The following is a 20,323-nucleotide window of genomic DNA, read 5'->3' on the forward strand; positions in this document are numbered from 1 at the left end:
GTCCTCCCGCCCGGTTCAGCGATACGTGACGGCTTTGACCGCCTCGATGACTTCGCCGACGTTTGGCAACGCCAGTTTCTCGAGGTTGGCCGCGTAGGGCATAGGCACGTCCTTGCCGGCAATGGTGATGACCGGAGCGTCGAGGAAGTCGAAGGCGCGCTGCGAGACCTGGTTGGCGATATGGTCGCCGACCGAGCTCTGCGGATATCCCTCTTCCACGACGATCAGACGGTTGGTCTTCTTGACCGACGCGATCACCGTGTCGAGGTCGAGCGGGCGGATGGTCCTGAGATCGATGATCTCGACATCGATGCCCATGCCGCGCAATTCCGCTTCCGCCTTCACCGCATAGGTCATGCCGATGCCGAAGGAGACGATGGTGACATCCTTGCCGGTCTTGTGGATGCGCGCCTTGCCGATCGGCAGCACGAAATCATCCAGCTTCGGCACGTCGAAAGACTGGCCGTAGAGGATTTCGTTCTCGAGGAAGATGATCGGATTGGGATCGCGGATCGCCGCCTTGAGCAAACCCTTGGCGTCGGCGGCGGTGTAGGGCATCACGACCTTGAGGCCCGGAATGTGGCTGTACCATGCAGCATAGCACTGCGAGTGCTGGGCGGCGACGCGAGCCGCCGCGCCATTCGGTCCACGGAACACGATCGGCGCGCCCATCTGGCCGCCGGACATATAGAGCGTCTTGGCGGCGGAGTTGATGATCTGGTCGATCGCCTGCATGGCGAAGTTGAAGGTCATGAACTCGACGATCGGCTTCAGGCCGGCCATCGCCGCACCGACGCCGACGCCGGCAAAGCCATGCTCGGTGATCGGCGTGTCGACGACGCGACGCGGCCCGAATTCCTGCAGCAGCCCTTGCGTGATCTTGTAGGCGCCCTGGTATTCGGCGACCTCCTCGCCCATGACGAAGACATCACCGTCGCGGCGCATTTCCTCGGCCATTGCGTCACGCAGCGCTTCGCGCACCGTGGTCGAGACCATTTCCGTCCCGGCCGGAATGTCCGGATCGGCGGCGATTTCCGTCTTAGGAGCGGCTGCGACCGGTGCGGCGGCGGACTTTGCCGGCTCCACCCTTTCCTCGGCGGCCGGAGCCTCTGGCTTGGCCGGAGCTTCCGCCTTGGCGGGAGCCTCGGACTTGCCGACATCAGCGGCACTTTCGCCGTCCTGCAGCAGCACCGCGATCGGCGTGTTGACCTTGACGCCTTCGGTACCGGCGGCAATCAGGATCTTGCCAAGTGTGCCTTCGTCAACGGCTTCGACTTCCATCGTCGCCTTGTCGGTTTCGATCTCGGCGATGACGTCGCCGGCGACGACCTTGTCGCCCTCGTTCTTCAACCACTTGGAAAGATTGCCCTCTTCCATGGTCGGCGAGAGAGCGGGCATGAGAATTTCGATCGGCATGTCCTACCCTCCCGTTACAATACGATATCGGTCCAGAGCGCGGACGGATCCGGCTCCGCGTCGTGCTGGGCAAATTCGGCGGCATCGGCGACGACGTCGCGAACCCCCTTGTCGATGGTCTTGAGCTCGTCTTCACCAGCCCACTTCTTCTCGATCAGCCGTGCCTTGACCTGTTCGATCGGGTCATGCTCGGAACGCATCTTCTGCACTTCTTCCTTGGAGCGGTATTTCGCCGGGTCGGACATCGAATGGCCGCGGTAGCGATAGGTTTGCATTTCCAGGATCACGGGGCCGTTGCCGGCGCGACACCATTCGGTGGCCAGATCGCCGGCTGCCTTGACGGCGCGCACATCCATGCCATCGACCTGGATGCCGGGAATCTTGAACGAGGCGCCGCGATGCGAAAAGTCCGTCTCCGCCGACGAGCGCGAGACCGAGGTACCCATGGCATAGCGGTTGTTCTCGATGATGTAGATCACCGGCAGCTTCCACAGCGAGGCCATGTTGAAGCTTTCATAGACCTGGCCCTGGTTGGCCGCACCATCGCCGAAATAGGTCAGCGACACATTGTTGTTGTCGCGATAGCGGTTGGCAAAGGCGAGGCCGGTGCCGAGCGACACTTGCGCGCCAACGATGCCGTGGCCGCCGTAAAAGTGCTTCTCCTTGGAGAACATGTGCATGGAGCCGCCCTTGCCCCGTGACAGGCCACCACGACGTCCGGTCAGCTCAGCCATGACGCCGCGCGGCGAAAGCTCCATCGCCAGCATGTGGCCGTGGTCGCGATAGGCGGTGATCATCTGGTCGCCTTCGATCAGCGCCATCTTCATGCCGGTGACGACCGCTTCCTGGCCGATATAGAGATGGCAGAAGCCACCGATGAAGCCCATGCCGTAAAGCTGGCCGGCCTTTTCCTCGAAACGGCGAATGAGCAGCATGTGCCGGTAGGCGGCAAGCTCTTCATCCTTGGTGAAGTCGGCAGGCTTGGGGGCCGAGAGCCCCGATTTGCCGTCGGATTTGGATTTGGCAGGCGCTTTTCTGGCGGCGGTAGCCATGCATCACTCCCTGTTGGCGTCTCTTCGCGGACATTAGGGCAGATGAAATCTGCCCTGGGGAGATCAGCTCCTCCCCACCGATTTTGGGGAGGCTAACACGCGTTAGAGCGTTGCGCCATGCCGAAATTGCATAGCTCACATGCGTCTAAGCGATTAAAATCATTGAAAATATTGGCTATTAACTGAAAACCGGTTACTTCGCCGAGGCCGGCAACATGATGGTGATTTCATCAGCCTGGGACAGATTGAGCGCCTTGCGCGCCTGCTCGTCGAGCATGTCCTTCTCGATCGACCCTTCATGCATCAGCCGAACGCGCCGTTCGAGCTCCATCCGGCGTGCCTTGATCGCGTCGAGCTGACCTTGCAGTGCAACCGTCTCGGCCTCCAGCTGATATTTCGAATTGATGCCGAATTCGCCGTGATAGGCGTGAAAGCCGAAATAGGCGAGGAACGCCACGCAGAGTGAGGGGATGATCAGCCGGCCGGTGTTTCTCTGCTTGTGCTGACGCGTCCACATGATCCAAATCCTCGCGGCCGCGAACTCATGCGGCTCGCATCTTTTTCGCCCGATTGTGCTTAACGGACGGTTACGGACCGTGGGATTTGGCGAGCGGGACATGACCTGGCCCGGCAAGTTGCATCCGGCCGTCGGTTTTTTCTTCTCAATCCTTTGCGGTCGCGCAGCTTGCATGCGGAAAAGCGGTTGACGTTCTGCCGAAATTACATATGCATACGCTATGCAATTATTGGACGCCAACAAACTCGGCGCGCTCGGCGCCATGATTCGCGACAGGACGGAAGCCTCGTTGAGAGAGCTTTCACCAAGTGCTGCGGCGGTGCTGTCGATGCTGCACTTCAAACCGGGGTTGACGACGACGGAACTCGCCGAGGTCGTCGGCGTCAGTCAACCGACAGCCGTGCGTTTGATCGACGGCCTGGAACGGCAGGCGCTGATAGTGCGTGGCAGCCCGGAGGGTCGCGTCACTCCGCTGTCGCTGACGGAGACTGGCCACGCACAGGTAAGGGAAATGCAAGCTCTTCGGCTCGCCGCGCTCGACGGATTGCTGTCTGCGCTGCAGCCGGACAAGCGGCGGCACTTTGCTTCCATGCTGGACGAGATCCTTGCCGGCGCGACGACTTCCCGCGCTTTCGCGAGAACAACGTGTCGCCTCTGCGAGCATGACCTTTGCGGGCATGAGATTTGCCCGATCGGCTGCCGCGCGGCTGAGATCGAGAGAGAGGAGAGCGAGCGATGATCGTTTCTTATGCAGGGCATTCGCCTGCGATCGACACCGATGCTTGGGTCGCCCCGGATGCCACAGTATGTGGCGATGTCGTTATTGGCGCTGGCAGCCGGATTATGCACGGCGCCCGCCTTGTGGCGGAGGCTAGCGGCTCGATTCGCATTGGCCGCGATTGTATCGTGTTGGAAAATGCGGTGATCCGGGCCACAGCAAGTCATCCTTGCACCATGGGGAATCATTGCCTTGTAGGCCCTAACAGCCACGTGGTTGGCGCGGAAATCGGCGATGAAGTTTTTATCGCTACAGGTGCGGCGGTGTTCCATGGTGCGCACGTAGGCCGCGGATCGGAAGTCCGCATCAATGGCATCGTTCACCTGCGTACCCGCCTCGAACCTGGTACGGTCGTACCGATCGGCTGGATTGCCGTCGGCAATCCGGCTCAGATTCTGCCCCCGGACCAGCATGAAGCGATCTGGTCTCACCAGAAACCGCTCGATTTCCCAGGCTTCGTCTACGGTGTCGAGCGAGACTCGCCGGATATGATGCAGAAAATCACTGCAAACCTCTCGGTGGCGCTAGGCATGCATCGCACGGAAAGCGCTTGAGCGCTTCCCGCCACAGCAGAAGCGTTCCAGTTCGAGCTCGGCAGTGCATGTCGCCCAAAGCTTGCTCAAGGGCCAGGACCGAGGGTGCGCAGCGCGTCACACGAGGCCGTGTGACGCGCGTTGGCCGCGAGCGAATGACCCGCCCCTACACATTCCCTGGAATTTGGCCCGGATCAGCCCTTCAACACCGACTTGCCGGCGTAGCTCGCCTGCTTGCCGAGCTCTTCCTCGATGCGGATCAGCTGGTTGTACTTGGCCATGCGGTCCGAGCGCGACAGCGAGCCGGTCTTGATCTGTCCGCAATTGGTGGCAACGGCGAGATCGGCGATGGTCGAATCCTCGGTTTCGCCTGAGCGGTGCGACATGACGGCGGTGTAGCCAGCCTTGTGCGCGGTCTCGACGGCGTCGAGCGTTTCCGTCAGCGAGCCGATCTGATTGACCTTGACCAGGATCGAATTGGCAACGCCCATGCGAATGCCGTCGCGCAGCCGCGCGGTGTTGGTGACGAACAGATCGTCGCCGACCAGCTGGGTCTTCTTGCCGATCAGGTCGGTCAGATACTTCCAGCCTTCCCAGTCGTCCTCGGCAAGGCCGTCCTCGATCGAGATGATCGGATAGTCGGCGGCAAGCTTGGCCAGGTATTTGGCCTGCGCCTTGGGATCGCGGGTCTTCTTCTCGCCCTCATAAACGTAGTTGCCATCCTTGAAGAACTCGGTCGCGGCGCAGTCGAGGCCGAGCGCGATCTCTTCGCCTGGCTTGAAGCCGGCCTTCTCGATCGATTCCATGATGAAATCGAGCGCCACCGGCGCGCTCTTCAGGTTCGGCGCAAAGCCGCCCTCGTCGCCGACATTGGTGTTGTGGCCGGCATCCTTCAGCTTCCTGCGCAGCGTGTGGAAGATCTCCGAGCCCCAGCGAACACCTTCGCGCAGCGTCGGTGCACCAACCGGCAGGATCATGAACTCCTGGAAGTCGATCGGGTTGTCGGCATGGGCCCCGCCATTGATGATGTTCATCATCGGCACCGGCAGGACATGCGCCTTGGTGCCGCCGACGTAACGGTAGAGCGGCAGGCCGGACGCATCGGCCGCGGCCTTGGCCACGGCCAGCGAGACGCCGAGGATGGCATTGGCGCCGAGCCGGCTCTTGTTGGGCGTGCCGTCGAGCTCGATCATGGTCTGGTCGATGTGGATCTGGTTTTCGGCTTCCATGCCGCCGATGGCCTCGAACAGCTCGCCATTCACCGCCTCGACGGCCTTGAGCACGCCCTTGCCGAGATAGCGGGCGCCACCGTCGCGCAGTTCGACGGCCTCGTGGGCGCCGGTCGAGGCACCCGACGGAACCGCCGCGCGGCCCATCGAGCCGTCTTCGAGAACGACATCGACCTCGACGGTCGGATTTCCACGGCTGTCCAGGATTTCACGCCCGACAATGTCGATGATGGCAGTCATTGCGATGTCCCCGATTGATCTGAAGAAGCGTCGCGCACGTCTTAGCCAAAGTGCCGCAAAAGGCAATCGGCCCGCCCGCAATTATTGCCGTGGCGTCAGCCTAAAGAGCGCGTCTTATTTGAACGGATCCAGGTGCCGCTCTTTAGGTCTTTGTTTTCATGCATGTCGTTCTCCCAAAACCGGGGCCACTTTTGGGCGGCATGCATCAGACGATTCACGAAGCGCAAATCACTGTCATCATAAGTCATGTACGGTGGACCGGCTTCCGGCTATGATGCTGGTGCGCGGGGCGAAACAGGAGGAGTTTCGCCATGTCCCAGTTGAGCGGTATCGTGAGTCTGTTCCTGATCGTGGCGGCGTTTCTGACGTCGTGCGACAATCAGCAGTCGCCACCCAAGGCGGCGGCGCCCTTGCCCGCCTTTCACATCAGCGAATAGGCGCGCATCGAAACCAAAATGGCCCCGCCTCGGCGGGGCCATTTTGTTTCGGGTCGTCAATGCCAGTAGGGCGTGACTTTGTAATAGTCATAGGACGCGTCGCGCGCCGCCTCGCCGTCCGCGCCGGCCAGTTCGTTGATCGAATAGGCAGGGGCGGCCTTCAGTTGTTCCTTGGAGAACGGCACGACATAGCCGCCCTTGTCCTCGTCATAGTCGAGGCTTGCCCACGGAATGGCGTGGTACTTCTCGCCGATGCCGAGAAAACCGCCAAAACCGATCACCGCGAACATGATCCCGTTCGAGGTTTTGTCGAGCATGATGTCCTCGATGCTGCCGATGCTCCTGCCTTCGGTGTTGTAGACGGACGTGCCGATAACTCGCGAAGCGGCGATGGCTTCGGTGTGGCCTGTCTGGGTTGTCATGATGTGCTCCTCATTGTCGTTGCTCTGGACTTTGACAATGAGGGGCGGACACGAAAGTTCCCGACTTTTTTCGACGGCGGCCGGTCACTCCGCGAGGATGAAGGTGACCTTCATGTTGACGCGATAGGCAGCGATCTTGCCGTCCTCGATGACGATCTTCTGGTCCTGGATCCAGGCGCCTTCGACGTTCTTCAGGGTCTTTGCGGCACGCGCAATCCCCTTCTCGATAGCGTCCTGAAAGCTCTTCTTCGACGACGAGGTGATTTCGGTGACGCGGGCGACAGACATGGCTTCCTCCTGCCAAAACGCTCATTTGCCGGCCAAGCGTACAACCGGCCCATGCCGACCACAAGCGCCGGCGGCCCAGGGCCTAGCCTTGGCGATCGACATGAATAGGCCTATGCGAGACGAGTGATGCGCTTGGCTTAGAGACCCTTGGCGATACGATCGAACGCCATCAGCCTTTCCAGGAGGGCCGGCATATCCTTCAGCGGCACCATGTTCGGGCCATCGGAGGAGGTCGAATTGTCCGGATCCTGGTGGGTCTCGATGAACACGCCGGCAACGCCGACGGCGACAGCCGCGCGGGCCAGCGTCTCGACGAAGCGACGCTCGCCGCCCGAGGAGCCGCCCTGCCCGCCCGGCTGCTGAACCGAATGCGTCGCGTCGAAGATCACAGGCGCGCCGATCTCGGCCATGACAGGCAGCGCGCGCATGTCGGACACCAGCGTGTTGTAGCCGAAAGACGCGCCGCGCTCGGTGGTCAGAACATTGGCGTTTCCGGAACCAGTGATCTTGGCGACGACGTTCTTCATATCCCAGGGAGCAAGGAACTGCCCCTTCTTCACGTTGATCACCTTGCCGGTCCTGGCGGCGGCGACCAGCATGTCGGTCTGGCGCGACAGGAAAGCCGGAATCTGCAGGACATCGACATGCGGCGCGACGATCGCGCACTGTTCCTCGGTGTGGACATCGGTCAGCACCGGCAGCGTAAATTCCTTGCGCAGTTCGTCGAAGACGGGAAGTGCCGCATCCATGCCGGCGCCGCGCGTCGCCGACAGCGAGGTGCGGTTGGCCTTGTCGTAGCTGGTCTTGTAGACGAGACCGATCCCGAGCTTGCCGGTCAGTTCCTTCAGCGCGCCGGCCATGTCGAAGGCATGCTGGCGCGATTCAAACTGGCACGGGCCAGCGATCAGCGACAGAGCCGCATTGTTGTCGAAGACGACATTGCCGACGGTTACCGACGAATTGGGCGCCAGGGGCTGGTTCATTGGATCTCCCGGAAGATGAAAGCCGCGCCCTGTCCGGATGCCGGCTGCACGACAATATCACTGCCCGCTATATCGTGTTTGATGGAATTGGCTGCAAGCAGCCTCGAAGTGATATCGGCGCTACGCACTGAAAAGACCACCGCGGCGAAGCGAAGCTCTGTCGGCGCGCCGGCCGGCAGGCCAAAGCGTGCGGCGAAAGACGCAGGGTCGAGCACGCTCAAGGCTGCATTCGGCAAGTGAAACGCGCCGCCCTGCCCGCTGGCGGTTGGACCGTTCACCGCCACGGAAATCAATCGATCCTGTTCGGCGGGCCGGTCGCTGACGGCCACCACTTCGACAATGCCGGTGGCGCCATTGGCGTGAGCCTGCAAAGCCGTGCGGTCCACATTCGGCGCGTTGACCCGCTCGCAGGCAAACAGGAAAGCATCCGTGGCCTTGCCAACGGATGCAAAGGCCAGCTTGAACGATGCGATGTCGCTTTTGCCGGCGGTGTCGGCGAAGGCTCGCGAAAAGCTCAGCATCTCTCCCGCAGAGACGCCGGCTTCGACATAGCGTGCCTGGTCGGCATCCGCGTTGCCGGTACCCAGCACCACGGCGGAAAATCCCTCCTCGCCCTGGCTGTCGCGATAGATACGGTCGCGCGCGACGAAGACATTGCCCTCGGCAATGGCGGTCATCGCGGCCTGTTCGTTGCCGACCGCGAGCGGCTCGAGATAGGTCCCGTCGGCCAGGAACACACAACAGTTCTCCGTTCCGAAGGGATGGATGCCGGTCGGGGCAACGACGAAGCCAAGCGCGGTGAGCCGGGCGCGCGCCACATCGAGGCTCTGCGTCGGCAGCACCAGATGATCGAGCGGATGAGTACCGGCGGCTGTTGTTCGGTTCATGCAGGCGCGATGTGCATCATTCCGCAAACCGGTTCAAGCCTCGATCAGCTGCCGGCCACGACATCGGCGGAATAACGCAGTTCGCGCAATGGTTTGACCTCGCTGGTGGTCTGCGCATAGAGCGGGTGAGCCTTGTAGGCGGCCAGCGCCGCGTCATCGGCGAACTCGGCATAGACGACCACGTCGATCTCGTCCGACAGCGGGTCGACCTTGGTGTTGAGGGTCACCTCGAAAAGGCTGGAATGGGGAATGTTGCCGAGCGCCCGCAGGCCGGTGCGTACGGCCTCCACATCCTCTTTACGCCGCGCGCTGAAGAAAACGATATGCCGGATCAAACCCGCCTCCTCGATCAAGATGCATGTCGCCCAAAAGTGGCCCCGGTTTTGGGACAGCGACATGCATGAAAACAAAGGCCCAAAGCGCGTCGCACGCTTTAGACGCCGGGGTCTTTTGTGACGACAGGACGGTCGCGTCAATCGACAAGGATGTCGCGGCGCAGAGTCGTTCGGATGGATGCTAGACCTTGCCGGTGACGGATCGCACCACGTGCGAGACAGCCCTCACCGTCGTGTCGAGATACCGGCCCTGATTGTAGAGGCCGTCCCAGATCAGGAAAAAGGTGATGGCGGCAATGACAATTACATAACGCATGGCTAAAACTATCGCACAAGCTCTGTTGCAGCCATAGGCGTTTTTGGCGTGTTCGGCCTTTGCTGTGCAAAAGGCAGATCCACGCCGGCGAATGCCCTCCACTTGGCACAGCCCGGCTTGCAGCCTGCCTCTTGAAGTTCCCCCTCATGACGTGGAAGATTGTCGCTGGGATTCACTGGGAAGCGCTGAAGCTCCGGTCAAGGGGCGCGCGCTTTCGTTCGAGCCCGCCCGTCACCGACCCGGCCAGCCACCGGGATCAGGCAACGGCGTTCGAACCTGGCGAATGAACCGCGAGAACCGAGGCTCGGCAATTTGCGCCGACACCGCGGAAGTCCAGGGGCGTGAGATGGCACACAAGGAACATCATGGCGTAGCGTTGAGCGACGCGGTCAGGCTGGACGAATTCAATTTCGCCGAGATCGTCAAGGGTCTGCCGGCGAAGGCGCGCATGGTGCTGTCGGCGGCGATGAACCTGCCGCGCGGTTCGCTGAAGGTCAGGATGCCGGATGGTCGCGCCGTCCTGGTCGGCGGCAAGGGACCGGGCCCGGACGCCGAACTGGTGCTCAAGAACTGGCGCTTGCCCGGCCGCGCTTTTTCCGGCGGCACGATCGGTGTTGCCGAATCCTATATGGACGGCGATTGGGAAAGCCCTGACGTCACCAGCTTCCTGGAGCTGTTCGTGATCAATTCGGCCATCGGCGAACGCGTCGCCGGCGGCGCCAGTTGGGTCATCAACACCGTCCAGCGCATTCGCCACTGGTTCAACCAGAACACACGCACCGGCTCGAAGCGCAACATCTCGGCGCATTACGACCTTGGCAATGCCTTCTACAAGCAATGGCTCGATCCGAGCATGACCTATTCCTCGGCACTCTATGCCACTGGCGCCAACGACCTCGAAAGCGCCCAGGCTGCCAAATATCGCGCGCTGGCCAAGGATACGGGGATCGGCTCGAAGGACCACGTGCTGGAGATCGGCTGCGGCTGGGGCGGCTTCGCCGAATTCGCGGCACGCGAGATCGGTTGCCGTGTGACGGGGCTGACGATCAGCCGCGAGCAGCACGATTTCGCCACGGCGCGTATCGCCAAGGCCGGGCTCGCCGACAAGGTCGACATCAAGCTGCAGGATTATCGCGACGAAACCGGCACTTATGACCGCATCGCCTCGATCGAGATGTTCGAGGCGGTCGGCGAGAAATACTGGCCTGTGTTCTTCGGCAAGATGAAGGCCTGCCTGAGACCCGGCGGCACCGCGGGCCTGCAGATCATCACCATCAACGAAGCCTCTTACGACACCTATCGCGCAAGGCCGGACTTCATCCAGCGCTACGTTTTTCCGGGCGGCATGCTGCCGACGCCGTCGATCCTCAAGGCACTCGGCAAGGAGCATGGGCTTGCCCATCTGCGCGAGCGCGTGTTTCCGGACGACTATGCCCGCACGCTCGCCGAATGGCGGCATCGGTTCTGGGCGTCGTGGGAAAAGATCGTTCCGCTCGGCTTCGACGATCGCTTCAAGAAGCTCTGGGAGTTCTACCTGCACTATTGCGAAGCCGGATTCCGCGCCAGCTACATCGACGTGCGCCAGGTGGTCTACAAGGCGTAGGTCCACGCTGCCGTGGCGGCGAGTCTGCGCTGCCTGTTTGCGGCGCAGCTCGTTTCCTGGACTCCATGGTGCAAAAGTCGGCTCACCACGATCTCCGATAACAACAATCACAGAAGGATGCGGTATTTCGCGAATCCCGCTTCGCCCTCACCCGCCGGCTCGATCTTCAGCGACTTCACCGCGGCAATGAAATCCTTCGCCTTGGCGCCGGTTTCGAACACGGCGCTGGTTCCAGGCAGCGGCGCGAACGACCAGTTGCCGTCCGCCGACGGGTTGATGGTGCCCTCGCTCACGATGTAGCGAACGATGACGTCGCGATTGGTGTCCGGCGCCTCGTAGATGATCTTCGAGGCATTGATGTCGGGGAAATTGCCGCCACCGCCGGCACGGTAATTGTTGGTCGCGACGACGAATTTCTGTCTGGGATCAATCGGTTTGCTATCGAACATCAGGTCGACGATACGACTGGCGCCGGCATTCGCGAGCCCGCCCTTGGCGTCGTATTTCGGCGGCTGCGACAGGTCTATCTTGTAGGTGACACCGTCGATGACGTCGAAATTATAGGATGGGAAGTCGGCGTTGATGAGCACCTGGTCAGCCTTGCCAGGCTCGGTCCTGTTGAAGATGCCGGCCGACATCTCCAGCCATTCCTTCACTTGCGCACCGGTGATTTCGACGGCCCGAACGGTGTTCGGATAGAGATAGAGGTCGGCGACGTTCTTGATGGCGATATCGCCCGCCGGCACGTCGGTATAGTAGTCGGCGCCGCTGCGTCCCCCGGCCTTGAAGGGGGCGGCGGCCGACAGCAGCGGCACGTCCTTCCATTGCGTGTTTTTGAGAATATCCTTCAGGTACCAGGTCTGCGCCTGGCTGACGACCTGTACCGACGGATCGTCGGCGACCAGCGCGAAATACGAATAAAGCGGAGCGGAAGTCTTGCCGACGGGACGCCGCACATAGGCCAGCGTCGCCTGGTGATCCTGCTCGAGTGCCGCAATGATGCGCTTGTCGTCGGGGACGATCGGCTTGGCCTTGTTGTCGACGCGCTCGAAGATCGGCCGCGCCTCGGAAGTGGCGGAAACGACCTTCCATTTCGAGCCGTCGCGCTCCAGCATCAGGTCGATCAGCCCCATATGGGAGCCCCAGAAGCCGCCCATCACGGCGGGCTTGCCCTGCAGCGTGCCTTTTTGCGTGTCGACCCCGTCCAGCGACTGGAAATCCTTCTTGCCGGGGAAAACCAGATGCTGGTGGCCGGTGAACACCGCATCGATGCCGGCGACACCGGCGACGAAGAACGATGCGTTTTCCATCATGTCGCCCTGCTTCACGTCGATGCCGGAATGCGAGAGCGCAATGACGATGTCGGCGCCCTCCTCCTTCATCTGCGGAACCCAGGCCCTGGCCGCCTCGACGATGTCGCGCGTCTTCACGCTGCCTTCGAGGTTCTTGAGGTCCCAGACCATGATCTGCGGCGGCACGAAGCCGATGATGCCGATCCTGATCGGCTGCTCGGCGCCTGAGCCATCCTTGATCTTCTTGTCGAGGATGACATAGGGCTTGAGATAGAGCTTGTCGTCGCGCGGGTTCGCGGCAAGCTCGGTGCCACGGATCAAATTGGCGCAGACGAAAGGGAAATTGGCGCCGGCCAGCACCTTGTCCATGAACGACAGGCCGTAGTTGAACTCGTGGTTGCCCAGCGTCGAGCATTCGTAGCCGAGCAGGTTCATGCCTTTCATGATCGGATGCAGGTCGCCATCCTTCATGCCCCTCTCATAGGCGATGTAATCGCCCATCGGATTGCCCTGCAGCAGGTCGCCATTGTCGATCAGCATCGAATTGACGGCTTCCTTGCGCACGGCGTCGATCAGCGAAGCCGTGCGCGACAGGCCCAACGTGTCGTTCGCTTTGTCGGCGTAGTAATCGTAAGGCAGCACGTTCACATGGATGTCGGTGGTTTCCATGATCCGCAGATGCGCCTGGTTGGCTTGCGCGCGGGCGGAGAACGGATGCAGCATGATCAACACTCCTGTGGCGGCGGCACCGCCAAGGAGATCGCGGCGGGAGACGGGATGGAGCAGTCGGGACATTGAGTTCTCCTTCTTCGACGCGCAAATCGACGTTTCGAGATCATGCCCAGCCCTGCCCGAAGCGAACTTCGCGCTGAAAACCATCTGAGTCCACTCACTAAGTCGCGCGCATCCAGCCGCCAGTCGATCAGCAACAGATGACGTTCGGATGAACGGCCCGCGTGAAGAGATCAGCCCTTGTCGTCGTCGCCCTGGGTGATCAGCCGCGCGCTGCGCTGGCCCGTTGCGTAGATCCATAGCCAGCTCAACGAAACCGCGAGCCGGTTGCGAAAGCCGATCAGGAAATAGATGTGGGCTATGCCCCACAGCCACCAGGCCGCCCTGCCGGTCAGCTTGATCCAGCCGAAATCGATCACGGCGGCCCGCTTGCCGATCGTGGCGAGGTCGCCGTCATGCCGGTAGCGGAACGGCCGTGGGCTCGTGTCGCCGGCAAGCCGCGCCTTCAACGTGGCGGCGACTTGCCGGCCTTGCTGCTTGGCGGCCGGCGCCACGCCGGGAACGGGCCGCCCGTCGGGCCGCAGCACATGCGCGGCATCACCCACGACGAAAATCTCGGGGCTGCCAGGCACGCTCAAGTCAGGCTCGACAAGCACCCTGCCCGCCCGGTCGGCCGCCGCGCCGAGCCATTCGGCGGCTGGCGAGGCGGCGACGCCGGCAGCCCACAGGATTGTGCCTGCCGCCAGATGCTTGTCGCCGAAGACGACGCCGTCCGCGTCGCACCGCGTAACAGCCCGGCCAAGCTCGATCGTCACGCCGAGCCGCTCGAGCGCCTTCACGGCATAGGTGGAAAGTTTCGGTGCAAAATTGGCCAGGATGCGATCGCCGGCCTCGATCAGCACCACGCGCGTTTGCCGTGTATCGATGTTGCGGAATTCACCGCGCAGCGTGTCATGTGCCAGTTCGACGATGGTGCCGGCCAGTTCCACGCCGGTCGGCCCGCCGCCGACGATCGCAATGGTCAGCAGCGCCTGGCGTTTGGCGGGATCAGTCTCCCGCTCGGCCTGCTCGAAGGCCAGGAGAATGCGCCGCCGAACCGTGGTGGCGTCCTCCAGCGTCTTCAGGCCGGGCGCGAAAGGTTCCCATTCGTCATGGCCGAAATAGGCGTGGCGGGCACCTGTGGCGAGCAGCAGCGTGTCGTAGGCGACCGCGCCGCCATCATCGAGCAAAACATTTTTGCCGGCGCGATCGACGCCGACGACGTTGGCAAGCAGCGTCGTCACATCCTTGCGCTTGCGCAGGAGGTGGCGGATCGGCCAGGCAATCTCGGATGTCGCCAGCGCCGTGGTCGCCACCTGGTAGAGCAGCGGCTGGAAGAGGTGATGGTTGCGCTTGTCGATCATGGTGATGCGGATCGGCGCGCCGGCAAGCGCTCGGGTGAATTCGAGACCGCCGAAACCCGCGCCGACAACGACGACATGATGGCTGGCCTGGTTCATCTCATTCACCCCAATGGATCGGATCCGATGTAGGTACTTTTGTGCACCGCAACAACGATCCGTCCTGTGATGTTTGCCTGGGAGTCGCCTTCGAATGTCGTGAATGCACATGTCGGACACCGTGGCCGGGTATAGCGTTCTCGAAACAGCACGGCGAGGTGGGGCATGGCTAACGATCATGACGGACAAGGTCCGGCGCAGTATTCTTCGCCACCCTGCTTCATGCATGAACTCGATCCGGAATTCCGCGCGCCTTTGAGTGACTGGACCGATGTGAGGCGCTGGCGCAAGGCCGAGCGCGAACGCCTGATCGCCGCTCGTCTTGCGGTGTCGGCCGACGCGCGAACGGTGATGTCTCGGCGCATTGCGGAAGGTCTCGACGCAATCATCGGCGAGATCGCCGGCCGCCTGGTCAGTCTCTACTGGCCGTTTCGCGGCGAGCCGGACCTGCGGCCATGGATGGCATCCATCAACGCGCGCGGCGGCCGCACCGCCCTACCCGTCGTCATCGAGAAAGGGCAGCCGCTGATCTTTCGCGCCTACGCGCCGGGCGACCGGCTGGAAAAAGGTGTCTGGAACATCCCGATACCAGCCGAGGGCGATCCGGTGCTGCCGGATATCGTGATTTCGCCGATCGTCGGCATCGACCCCGGAAACTACCGCCTGGGCTATGGCGGCGGCTTCTTCGACCGAACGCTGGCCGCGATGCCATTCAGGCCGCTGGTCATCGGCGTCGGCTACCACCTGCAGCGCATCGCCACCATCTACCCGCAACCGCACGATATCCCGATGGATCGGGTGGTGACCGAGGCCCCTTGAAAGGTGGACATGACAGCAGCCAGCAACGCAAATGTCACGCGACAAAAATCCGACTTGGTCGATAAATAATATAATCTCTAAGGGACCATGCTGCGGCGGACCGTTTCGACATGCGCTCTGGGCGGATCCAACAGTGTCCGGTCGCTCTCTTTAGATCGGCTGCTTCACAACGGATGATAAGATGATCGGACGAACTATAGCGGTTGCCCTTGCAATTGCGTTTTCCATTTCGCCTTCGCATGCGCAACCACGGCATCGTTTACCGAGCGGTTATAAATGGGGCCGCTGCCTGCTTGTTGTTAACGGCCAGACTCGCATATCCGGAAGATGCTCCTATCAAATCGAGAAGGGCGGCGATTTTAATATCCAGGGGCCTCGGCAAGTTTTTGCAGGTATCGACTATCCTGATACGAATAGTGGGGCTGGTGAAATGTCCAAAGATTACTGGGCAGTTATATACAAGGATGGTGATTTTTGGGAAGGCTATGGGAACTCGGACATTCGCGCAACTCACGGTGAACCAGGCGATTGGGGAGAACTTCGCCGCGAAGGCGCATGCTATGTTGGGAAGGACGTCCGGGTGTGCCTTTGGCGTTAAGCCATTTCCGGCTTCATCCCCATGGCGGTGCGGTCAACGATTTCGCGCAAGGCAAACGACGAGTTGATCTTCGTCACATGCGGCATCGCGGACAGCCATTCCTTGTGGATGCGCTCGTAGTCGACGAGATCCTTTGCCGCGATGCGCAGAATATAATCATATTCGCCCGACATCAGGTGGCATGACAGGACGTTCGGGCAGCGCTTGATCGCTGCCTCGAAATCCGACAGCGTCTTCTCGAACTGCCCCGACAGCGATATATGCACGATCGCCGTCATCTGGTGGCCAAGTGCGGCATTGGAAAGCCGGGCGTGGTAGCCGCGGATCGTTCCGGATTTCTCCAGATTGTCGAGCCGGCGCGAACAGGCCGACTGCGACAGGCCAACCTTCTCGGCAAGTGCCGCATTGGGTATCCTGCCATCCTTCTGCAATGTCTCAAGAATGGCGATATCAATCCTGTCGAGCGGCATTTTTCGTGAATCCTGCGAATATTGCACCATTTGGCGCAACGATTATCGAAACAGGACTGTTCGCGCAAGCGCATTCGCAAACACCTGCGCAGCGATTCGTGGTTCACTCCACCAATACAGGGAACGAGCCCAAAAGGGCCGGATCAGGAGAAGAAAATGCGCGTCGGCTGCCCCAAGGAAATCAAGAACCACGAATATCGCGTCGGCCTCACACCCGGCTCGGTCCGCGAATATGTCGCCCATGGCCATGAAGTACTGGTCGAGACCGGCGCCGGCGCCGGCATCGGCGCAGACGACAACGCCTACCGCGCGGCGGGTGCTACGATCGCCAAGACGGCTGCCGATGTGTTCGCCAAGTCGGACATGATCGTCAAGGTCAAGGAGCCGCAGCCCAATGAATGGGCGCAGCTTCGCGACGGCCAGATCCTGTACACCTATCTTCACCTGGCTCCGGATCCGGAGCAGACCAAGGGGCTGCTCGCGTCCGGTGTTACCGCAATCGCCTACGAGACCGTGACCGACGACCGTGGCGGCCTGCCGCTGCTGGCGCCGATGTCGGAAGTAGCCGGACGGCTGTCGATCCAGGCCGGTGCCACGGCGCTGCAGAAGGCCAATGGCGGTCGCGGCGTGCTGCTCGGCGGCGTCCCAGGCGTGCTGCCCGGCAAGGTCACCGTGCTTGGCGGCGGCGTCGTCGGCCTGCACGCTGCCAGGATGGCGGTGGGTCTTGGCGCCGACGTCACCATCATCGACCGCTCGATCCCGCGCCTGCGCCAGCTCGACGACCTCTTTGCCGGCCGGGTGCACACCCGTTACTCGACAGTCGAGGCGCTCGAGGAAGAGTGCTTTTCGGCCGACATCGTCGTCGGCGCCGTGCTGATCCCGGGCGCCGCGGCGCCGAAGCTTGTCACACGCGAAATGCTGTCCGGCATGAAGAAGGGTTCGGTACTGGTCGACGTTGCCATCGACCAGGGCGGCTGCTTCGAGACCTCGCACGCCACCACCCATGCCGAGCCGACCTACGAGGTTGACGGCGTCATCCATTACTGCGTCGCCAACATGCCCGGCGCGGTGCCGGTCACGTCGGCCCACGCGCTCAACAACGCGACGCTTCACTATGGCCTGCAGCTCGCCGACAAGGGCCTGAAGGCACTGGTCGACGACCACCATTTGCGCAACGGCCTCAATGTCCACAAGGGCAAGATCACCAACCGTGCGGTCGCCGAAGCGCTCGGCTACGAACTGGTTGAGCCGAAAGCCGTTCTCGCGGCCTGATCCTACCTCAAAACCTCCGTCAGCCCGCCGGGTCATGCCGGCGGGTTTTTTCTTGACTTGACGGCAGGCAACAAAAAAGCGGAGCCAAAGCCCCGCTTCCTCGATATCGAGATTTCCCGCCGGTCCATCCGCGGTCGGCAAATCAATCGACAATGGCTTTCTAGCGCAACTATGCGACGGGAGTGCGACAGCCTCTCCAGCCGAGCCGTCTCAACGCCTCATGCGCGCTCGATGCGGCATTGGTAGCAATTGTTGCGCGCCGAGCGGACATGGACGTAGGCGATGTCGTCGCGCTCGAACAGGGCCTCGGCCCGCGCGACGATGGCTTCGGTCGGGATGACGCCGCCGCTGCCGTAGACGATGCGATTGTCCCGTCCATAGCCGCGCACGATGTAGTCGGGGCTTTCGAGAACCTCGGGAAGCACCTCGCTCTCGGCGACGCGTTCGCATTCTTCGGCATGCAGGAAGATCGGCCCGGTTTCGGCATAGGGCTGCAGCTCCGGGAATGGGCGGTAGGCCAGGACGAGATAGGCGTCGCCGGCGGCGATGTTCTTCAGGCAGTGCCGGCAAGGCATGCCGTCACCATCCGAGATCTTTCGCTCGGGCGTGTGGCCGTAGGCATCGGGGCCGCCAAACTGCAGGGCCCTGACATCCTGGGTCGGCAGAGCTTTGAACTGAATGGTCATGGTAAAATCTCCGGTGTTGTCATCGGAAATTATGCCCTCAATCCCGCGCTTCCCACCCGATTCCTGCCAAGTGCCGCAGGACGAACGGCGGCGATCGGTCGTCGTCTGGTCGGGGTCAGCGGCCCCGACGCTGATGTCACGGCCGCATGACACTTGCCGAACGCTCGGCAAAAGGCAGCGGATGCACGATTTCCTTCTTCTGCGCCACAGGTGTAAAACCGAGCTTCTGGTAGAGCGGCAAAGCCGCCGGATGATCGAGCGTGCAGGTCTGCACCGTCACCCGCTTCGGCCCGTACGACCACGCCGCGCCAATCGCCGAACCCAGGAACCAGCGGCCGATGCCTTGCCCGGTCGCATGTTCCATCATGCCGAAATAGGCGAGCTCGACTTCTTCCGGCAGATGCGGCTTGAGATCGAAGAAGCCGGCCGGCGCGCCGTCGAGATAGAGCACCCTGATGTCGCGGTCCTCGCGGTGGATGCCGGCCGAAAGCTCTTCGTCATCCAACCGCAGCACATTGACCCAGTGCCATTTGCGCCCCACCCGATCCATCAAATAGCGGTAGAAATGAAGGGGAATGTCCTTGGTCTTCAGCAGCGCGACCTGACGGTTGTAGGGCACCGGTGGCGCGTAGGCCGGCGGCACATGCATCTCGAGAAACGTGACGGTGACTTCGATGTCTTCCAGCGCGCCGTTTTCCATCGTCTTCATTCCTTGCCGGTCACGACCGGCGTGTCCGAGAGCCCACCCCATTCCGTCCACGAACCGTCGTAGAGCCTGTTGTCGGTATGGCCAAGCGTTTCCAGCGCGAGCGTCGCCACCGCGGCTGTAATGCCGGAACCGCACGAAGTGATGACGGGTTTCGACAGATCGATGCCGGCTCCTTCGATCACCTTGCGCAAGCGGTCCTTCGACAGCAGCTGGCCATTTTCCGACAGCGCCGAATAGGGCAGATTGCGCGCGCCAGGCATATGGCCGGAGCGGATACCAGCGCGCGGTTCAGGCTCCGTGCCGGTGAAGCGGCCCGGTCCACGGGCATCGGCGATCTGGCTTTCCCCGGTATCGACGATCCGGCGCATGTCGGCGAGGCTGGCGACACGACCGGCGTCGAAATCCGCATGAAACACACTTGGCGCGATCTTTGTCGGTTCGGCCGTTACCGGCCGGCGGGCCGCCTTCCAGCCATCGAAGCCGCCCTCGAGAATATAGGTCTGGAAGACGCCCATAACCCGGAACATCCACCATGCACGAGGCGCGGAGAAGAAACCCGGACCGTCATAGACGACTATGGTGTCGTCGGCCGAAACGCCCATAGAACCGACATACTGGGCAAAATGCTGCGGTGACGGCAGCGTGTGCGGCAGCGGCGAATCCGGGTCCGAGACCGCGTCCTGATCCAGGAACCGTGCGCCCGGAATGTGGGCTGCCTCGTATTCGCCGCGTGCATCACGCTTTTGCGTCGGGAGATACCAGGACGCGTCGATGATCGTCAGGCCCGGTTCGCCGAGGCGCTGCTGCAGCCAGTCCGCGTCGACGGTGAAAGGGCTGTCCTCGGCCATCTTCTTCTCCTGACCGCCTGTTGCGGTGATTGTGCTATTAAAGCGCGTCGCATTGAAGCGGGTTTAGGCGGCGCGCCTTAAGTCCTTGTTTTAAGCATATCGTTCCCAAAACCGGGGCCACTTTCGGGCGACGTGCATTAGGTCGCCGGCATCGGGCCGAAGCGAATGCGGAAGCGCCGGTTCTCGCGGCCCTTCTTCTCGATCTTGCCGATATGGATTTCGCCGACTTCGCCGGTGCTTTTGACATGGGTGCCGCCGCAGGGCTGGCTGTCGACCGAAGCGTTGTCACCGATGCAGACCAGGCGGATCTTGCCGGTGCCCACCGGCGGCCGGACGTTCTTGGATTTCACCAGGCCGGGGTT

24 protein-coding genes and 1 pseudogene are annotated in these 20,323 nt (G+C 61.9%); 8 read left to right on the forward strand and 17 right to left on the reverse strand.

Annotated features, from left to right (window positions below):
* Positions 1–15: 15 nt before the first annotated feature.
* The 3 genes from ACFSQT_RS30520 to ACFSQT_RS30530 form a co-directional block, all read right to left on the reverse strand.
* Positions 16–1,416 carry a pyruvate dehydrogenase complex E1 component subunit beta gene (locus ACFSQT_RS30520; RefSeq protein ID WP_379025127.1) on the reverse strand — a complete coding sequence of 467 codons (1,401 nt, stop codon included), beginning with the start codon at positions 1,414–1,416 and terminating at the stop codon, positions 16–18.
* 14 nt (positions 1,417–1,430) lie between these two features.
* Entirely contained in the window at positions 1,431–2,468 is a 1,038-nt protein-coding gene (gene pdhA, locus ACFSQT_RS30525; protein WP_379025129.1) for a pyruvate dehydrogenase (acetyl-transferring) E1 component subunit alpha, read from the reverse strand.
* Between the two features lie 193 nt (positions 2,469–2,661).
* Positions 2,662–2,985, reverse strand: a complete 324-nt coding sequence (locus ACFSQT_RS30530; RefSeq protein WP_379025131.1) for an FtsB family cell division protein — start codon at positions 2,983–2,985, stop codon at positions 2,662–2,664.
* A gap of 220 nt (positions 2,986–3,205) precedes the next feature.
* On the opposite strand from ACFSQT_RS30530, the gene ACFSQT_RS30535 reads away from it, so the two are divergent.
* Positions 3,206–3,724, forward strand: a complete 519-nt coding sequence (locus ACFSQT_RS30535; RefSeq protein ID WP_379025133.1) for a MarR family winged helix-turn-helix transcriptional regulator — start codon at positions 3,206–3,208, stop codon at positions 3,722–3,724.
* Positions 3,721–4,317, forward strand: coding sequence for a gamma carbonic anhydrase family protein (locus ACFSQT_RS30540; RefSeq protein ID WP_379025135.1), 597 nt, complete (start codon positions 3,721–3,723; stop codon positions 4,315–4,317). The genes ACFSQT_RS30535 and ACFSQT_RS30540 overlap by 4 nt, the downstream gene beginning before the upstream one ends.
* A gap of 173 nt (positions 4,318–4,490) precedes the next feature.
* Here the strand turns inward: ACFSQT_RS30540 and eno are convergent, their stop codons facing one another.
* On the reverse strand, positions 4,491–5,765 hold the full coding sequence (gene eno, locus ACFSQT_RS30545) for a phosphopyruvate hydratase (RefSeq protein WP_379025137.1): 1,275 nt from the start codon (positions 5,763–5,765) through the stop codon (positions 4,491–4,493).
* A 311-nt stretch (positions 5,766–6,076) separates the two neighbouring features.
* Between eno and ACFSQT_RS30550 the strand changes: the two genes are divergently transcribed.
* Positions 6,077–6,202, forward strand: a complete 126-nt coding sequence (locus ACFSQT_RS30550) for a hypothetical protein (protein WP_379025139.1) — start codon at positions 6,077–6,079, stop codon at positions 6,200–6,202.
* A 56-nt stretch (positions 6,203–6,258) separates the two neighbouring features.
* Here ACFSQT_RS30550 and ACFSQT_RS30555 read toward each other — a convergent pair whose 3' ends face one another.
* The 6 genes from ACFSQT_RS30555 to ACFSQT_RS30580 form a co-directional block, all read right to left on the reverse strand.
* A complete protein-coding gene (locus ACFSQT_RS30555) occupies positions 6,259–6,624 on the reverse strand; it encodes a PRC-barrel domain-containing protein (RefSeq protein ID WP_379025141.1) in 366 nt (121 codons plus the stop codon).
* A gap of 84 nt (positions 6,625–6,708) precedes the next feature.
* Entirely contained in the window at positions 6,709–6,912 is a 204-nt protein-coding gene (locus tag ACFSQT_RS30560; RefSeq protein WP_379025143.1) for a dodecin family protein, read from the reverse strand.
* A 137-nt stretch (positions 6,913–7,049) separates the two neighbouring features.
* Complete coding sequence (kdsA, locus tag ACFSQT_RS30565; protein WP_379025145.1) at positions 7,050–7,895, reverse strand: 3-deoxy-8-phosphooctulonate synthase; 846 nt, start codon at positions 7,893–7,895, stop codon at positions 7,050–7,052.
* Positions 7,892–8,782, reverse strand: coding sequence for a VOC family protein (locus ACFSQT_RS30570; RefSeq protein ID WP_379025147.1), 891 nt, complete (start codon positions 8,780–8,782; stop codon positions 7,892–7,894). Before ACFSQT_RS30570 ends, kdsA begins: the two co-directional genes overlap by 4 nt.
* Positions 8,783–8,826: 44 nt before the next feature.
* A complete protein-coding gene (locus ACFSQT_RS30575; protein WP_379025168.1) occupies positions 8,827–9,117 on the reverse strand; it encodes a Dabb family protein in 291 nt (96 codons plus the stop codon).
* Positions 9,118–9,298: 181 nt separating this feature from the next.
* Complete coding sequence (locus ACFSQT_RS30580; protein WP_379025148.1) at positions 9,299–9,433, reverse strand: hypothetical protein; 135 nt, start codon at positions 9,431–9,433, stop codon at positions 9,299–9,301.
* Between the two features lie 146 nt (positions 9,434–9,579).
* On the opposite strand from ACFSQT_RS30580, the gene ACFSQT_RS30585 reads away from it, so the two are divergent.
* Positions 9,580–9,720: a hypothetical protein gene (locus tag ACFSQT_RS30585; RefSeq protein WP_379025149.1), complete on the forward strand. Its 141-nt coding sequence runs from the start codon at positions 9,580–9,582 to the stop codon at positions 9,718–9,720.
* 59 nt (positions 9,721–9,779) lie between these two features.
* Positions 9,780–11,036, forward strand: a complete 1,257-nt coding sequence (locus ACFSQT_RS30590; protein WP_379025150.1) for a class I SAM-dependent methyltransferase — start codon at positions 9,780–9,782, stop codon at positions 11,034–11,036.
* Positions 11,037–11,143: 107 nt separating this feature from the next.
* Here the strand turns inward: ACFSQT_RS30590 and ACFSQT_RS30595 are convergent, their stop codons facing one another.
* Together ACFSQT_RS30595 and ACFSQT_RS30600 are read right to left on the reverse strand one after the other, a co-directional pair.
* Positions 11,144–13,123 carry a bifunctional 2',3'-cyclic-nucleotide 2'-phosphodiesterase/3'-nucleotidase gene (locus tag ACFSQT_RS30595; protein ID WP_379025152.1) on the reverse strand — a complete coding sequence of 660 codons (1,980 nt, stop codon included), beginning with the start codon at positions 13,121–13,123 and terminating at the stop codon, positions 11,144–11,146.
* Between the two features lie 170 nt (positions 13,124–13,293).
* Positions 13,294–14,559, reverse strand: coding sequence for an NAD(P)/FAD-dependent oxidoreductase (locus tag ACFSQT_RS30600; RefSeq protein WP_379025154.1), 1,266 nt, complete (start codon positions 14,557–14,559; stop codon positions 13,294–13,296).
* Between the two features lie 165 nt (positions 14,560–14,724).
* Between ACFSQT_RS30600 and ACFSQT_RS30605 the strand changes: the two genes are divergently transcribed.
* Positions 14,725–15,378, forward strand: a complete 654-nt coding sequence (locus ACFSQT_RS30605) for a 5-formyltetrahydrofolate cyclo-ligase (protein ID WP_379025156.1) — start codon at positions 14,725–14,727, stop codon at positions 15,376–15,378.
* Between the two features lie 181 nt (positions 15,379–15,559).
* A complete protein-coding gene (locus ACFSQT_RS30610) occupies positions 15,560–15,976 on the forward strand; it encodes a hypothetical protein (RefSeq protein ID WP_379025158.1) in 417 nt (138 codons plus the stop codon).
* On the opposite strand, the gene ACFSQT_RS30615 is transcribed toward ACFSQT_RS30610, so the two are convergent.
* Positions 15,973–16,446 carry an Lrp/AsnC family transcriptional regulator gene (locus ACFSQT_RS30615; protein WP_010909317.1) on the reverse strand — a complete coding sequence of 158 codons (474 nt, stop codon included), beginning with the start codon at positions 16,444–16,446 and terminating at the stop codon, positions 15,973–15,975. The genes ACFSQT_RS30610 and ACFSQT_RS30615 overlap by 4 nt on opposite strands.
* Positions 16,447–16,602: 156 nt before the next feature.
* Here ACFSQT_RS30615 and ald point away from each other — a divergent pair, with 156 nt between their 5' ends.
* A complete protein-coding gene (ald, locus tag ACFSQT_RS30620; RefSeq protein ID WP_379025160.1) occupies positions 16,603–17,718 on the forward strand; it encodes an alanine dehydrogenase in 1,116 nt (371 codons plus the stop codon).
* 218 nt (positions 17,719–17,936) lie between these two features.
* Here ald and ACFSQT_RS30625 read toward each other — a convergent pair whose 3' ends face one another.
* The 4 genes and pseudogenes from ACFSQT_RS30625 to ACFSQT_RS30640 all read right to left on the reverse strand — a co-directional run.
* On the reverse strand, positions 17,937–18,404 hold the full coding sequence (locus tag ACFSQT_RS30625; protein ID WP_379025162.1) for a DUF1203 domain-containing protein: 468 nt from the start codon (positions 18,402–18,404) through the stop codon (positions 17,937–17,939).
* Between the two features lie 136 nt (positions 18,405–18,540).
* Positions 18,541–19,104, reverse strand: a complete 564-nt coding sequence (locus tag ACFSQT_RS30630) for a GNAT family N-acetyltransferase (protein WP_379025170.1) — start codon at positions 19,102–19,104, stop codon at positions 18,541–18,543.
* Positions 19,105–19,109: 5 nt separating this feature from the next.
* Positions 19,110–19,961, reverse strand: coding sequence for a 3-mercaptopyruvate sulfurtransferase (gene sseA / locus ACFSQT_RS30635; protein ID WP_379025164.1), 852 nt, complete (start codon positions 19,959–19,961; stop codon positions 19,110–19,112).
* A 137-nt stretch (positions 19,962–20,098) separates the two neighbouring features.
* Positions 20,099–20,323 (reverse strand): annotated as a pseudogene (locus ACFSQT_RS30640) (alanyl-tRNA editing protein); the annotation flags it as partial.

Origin of the sequence: Mesorhizobium calcicola (assembly GCF_042682105.1) — a bacterium.
Taxonomy (GTDB): Bacteria; Pseudomonadota; Alphaproteobacteria; order Rhizobiales; family Rhizobiaceae; genus Mesorhizobium; species Mesorhizobium calcicola.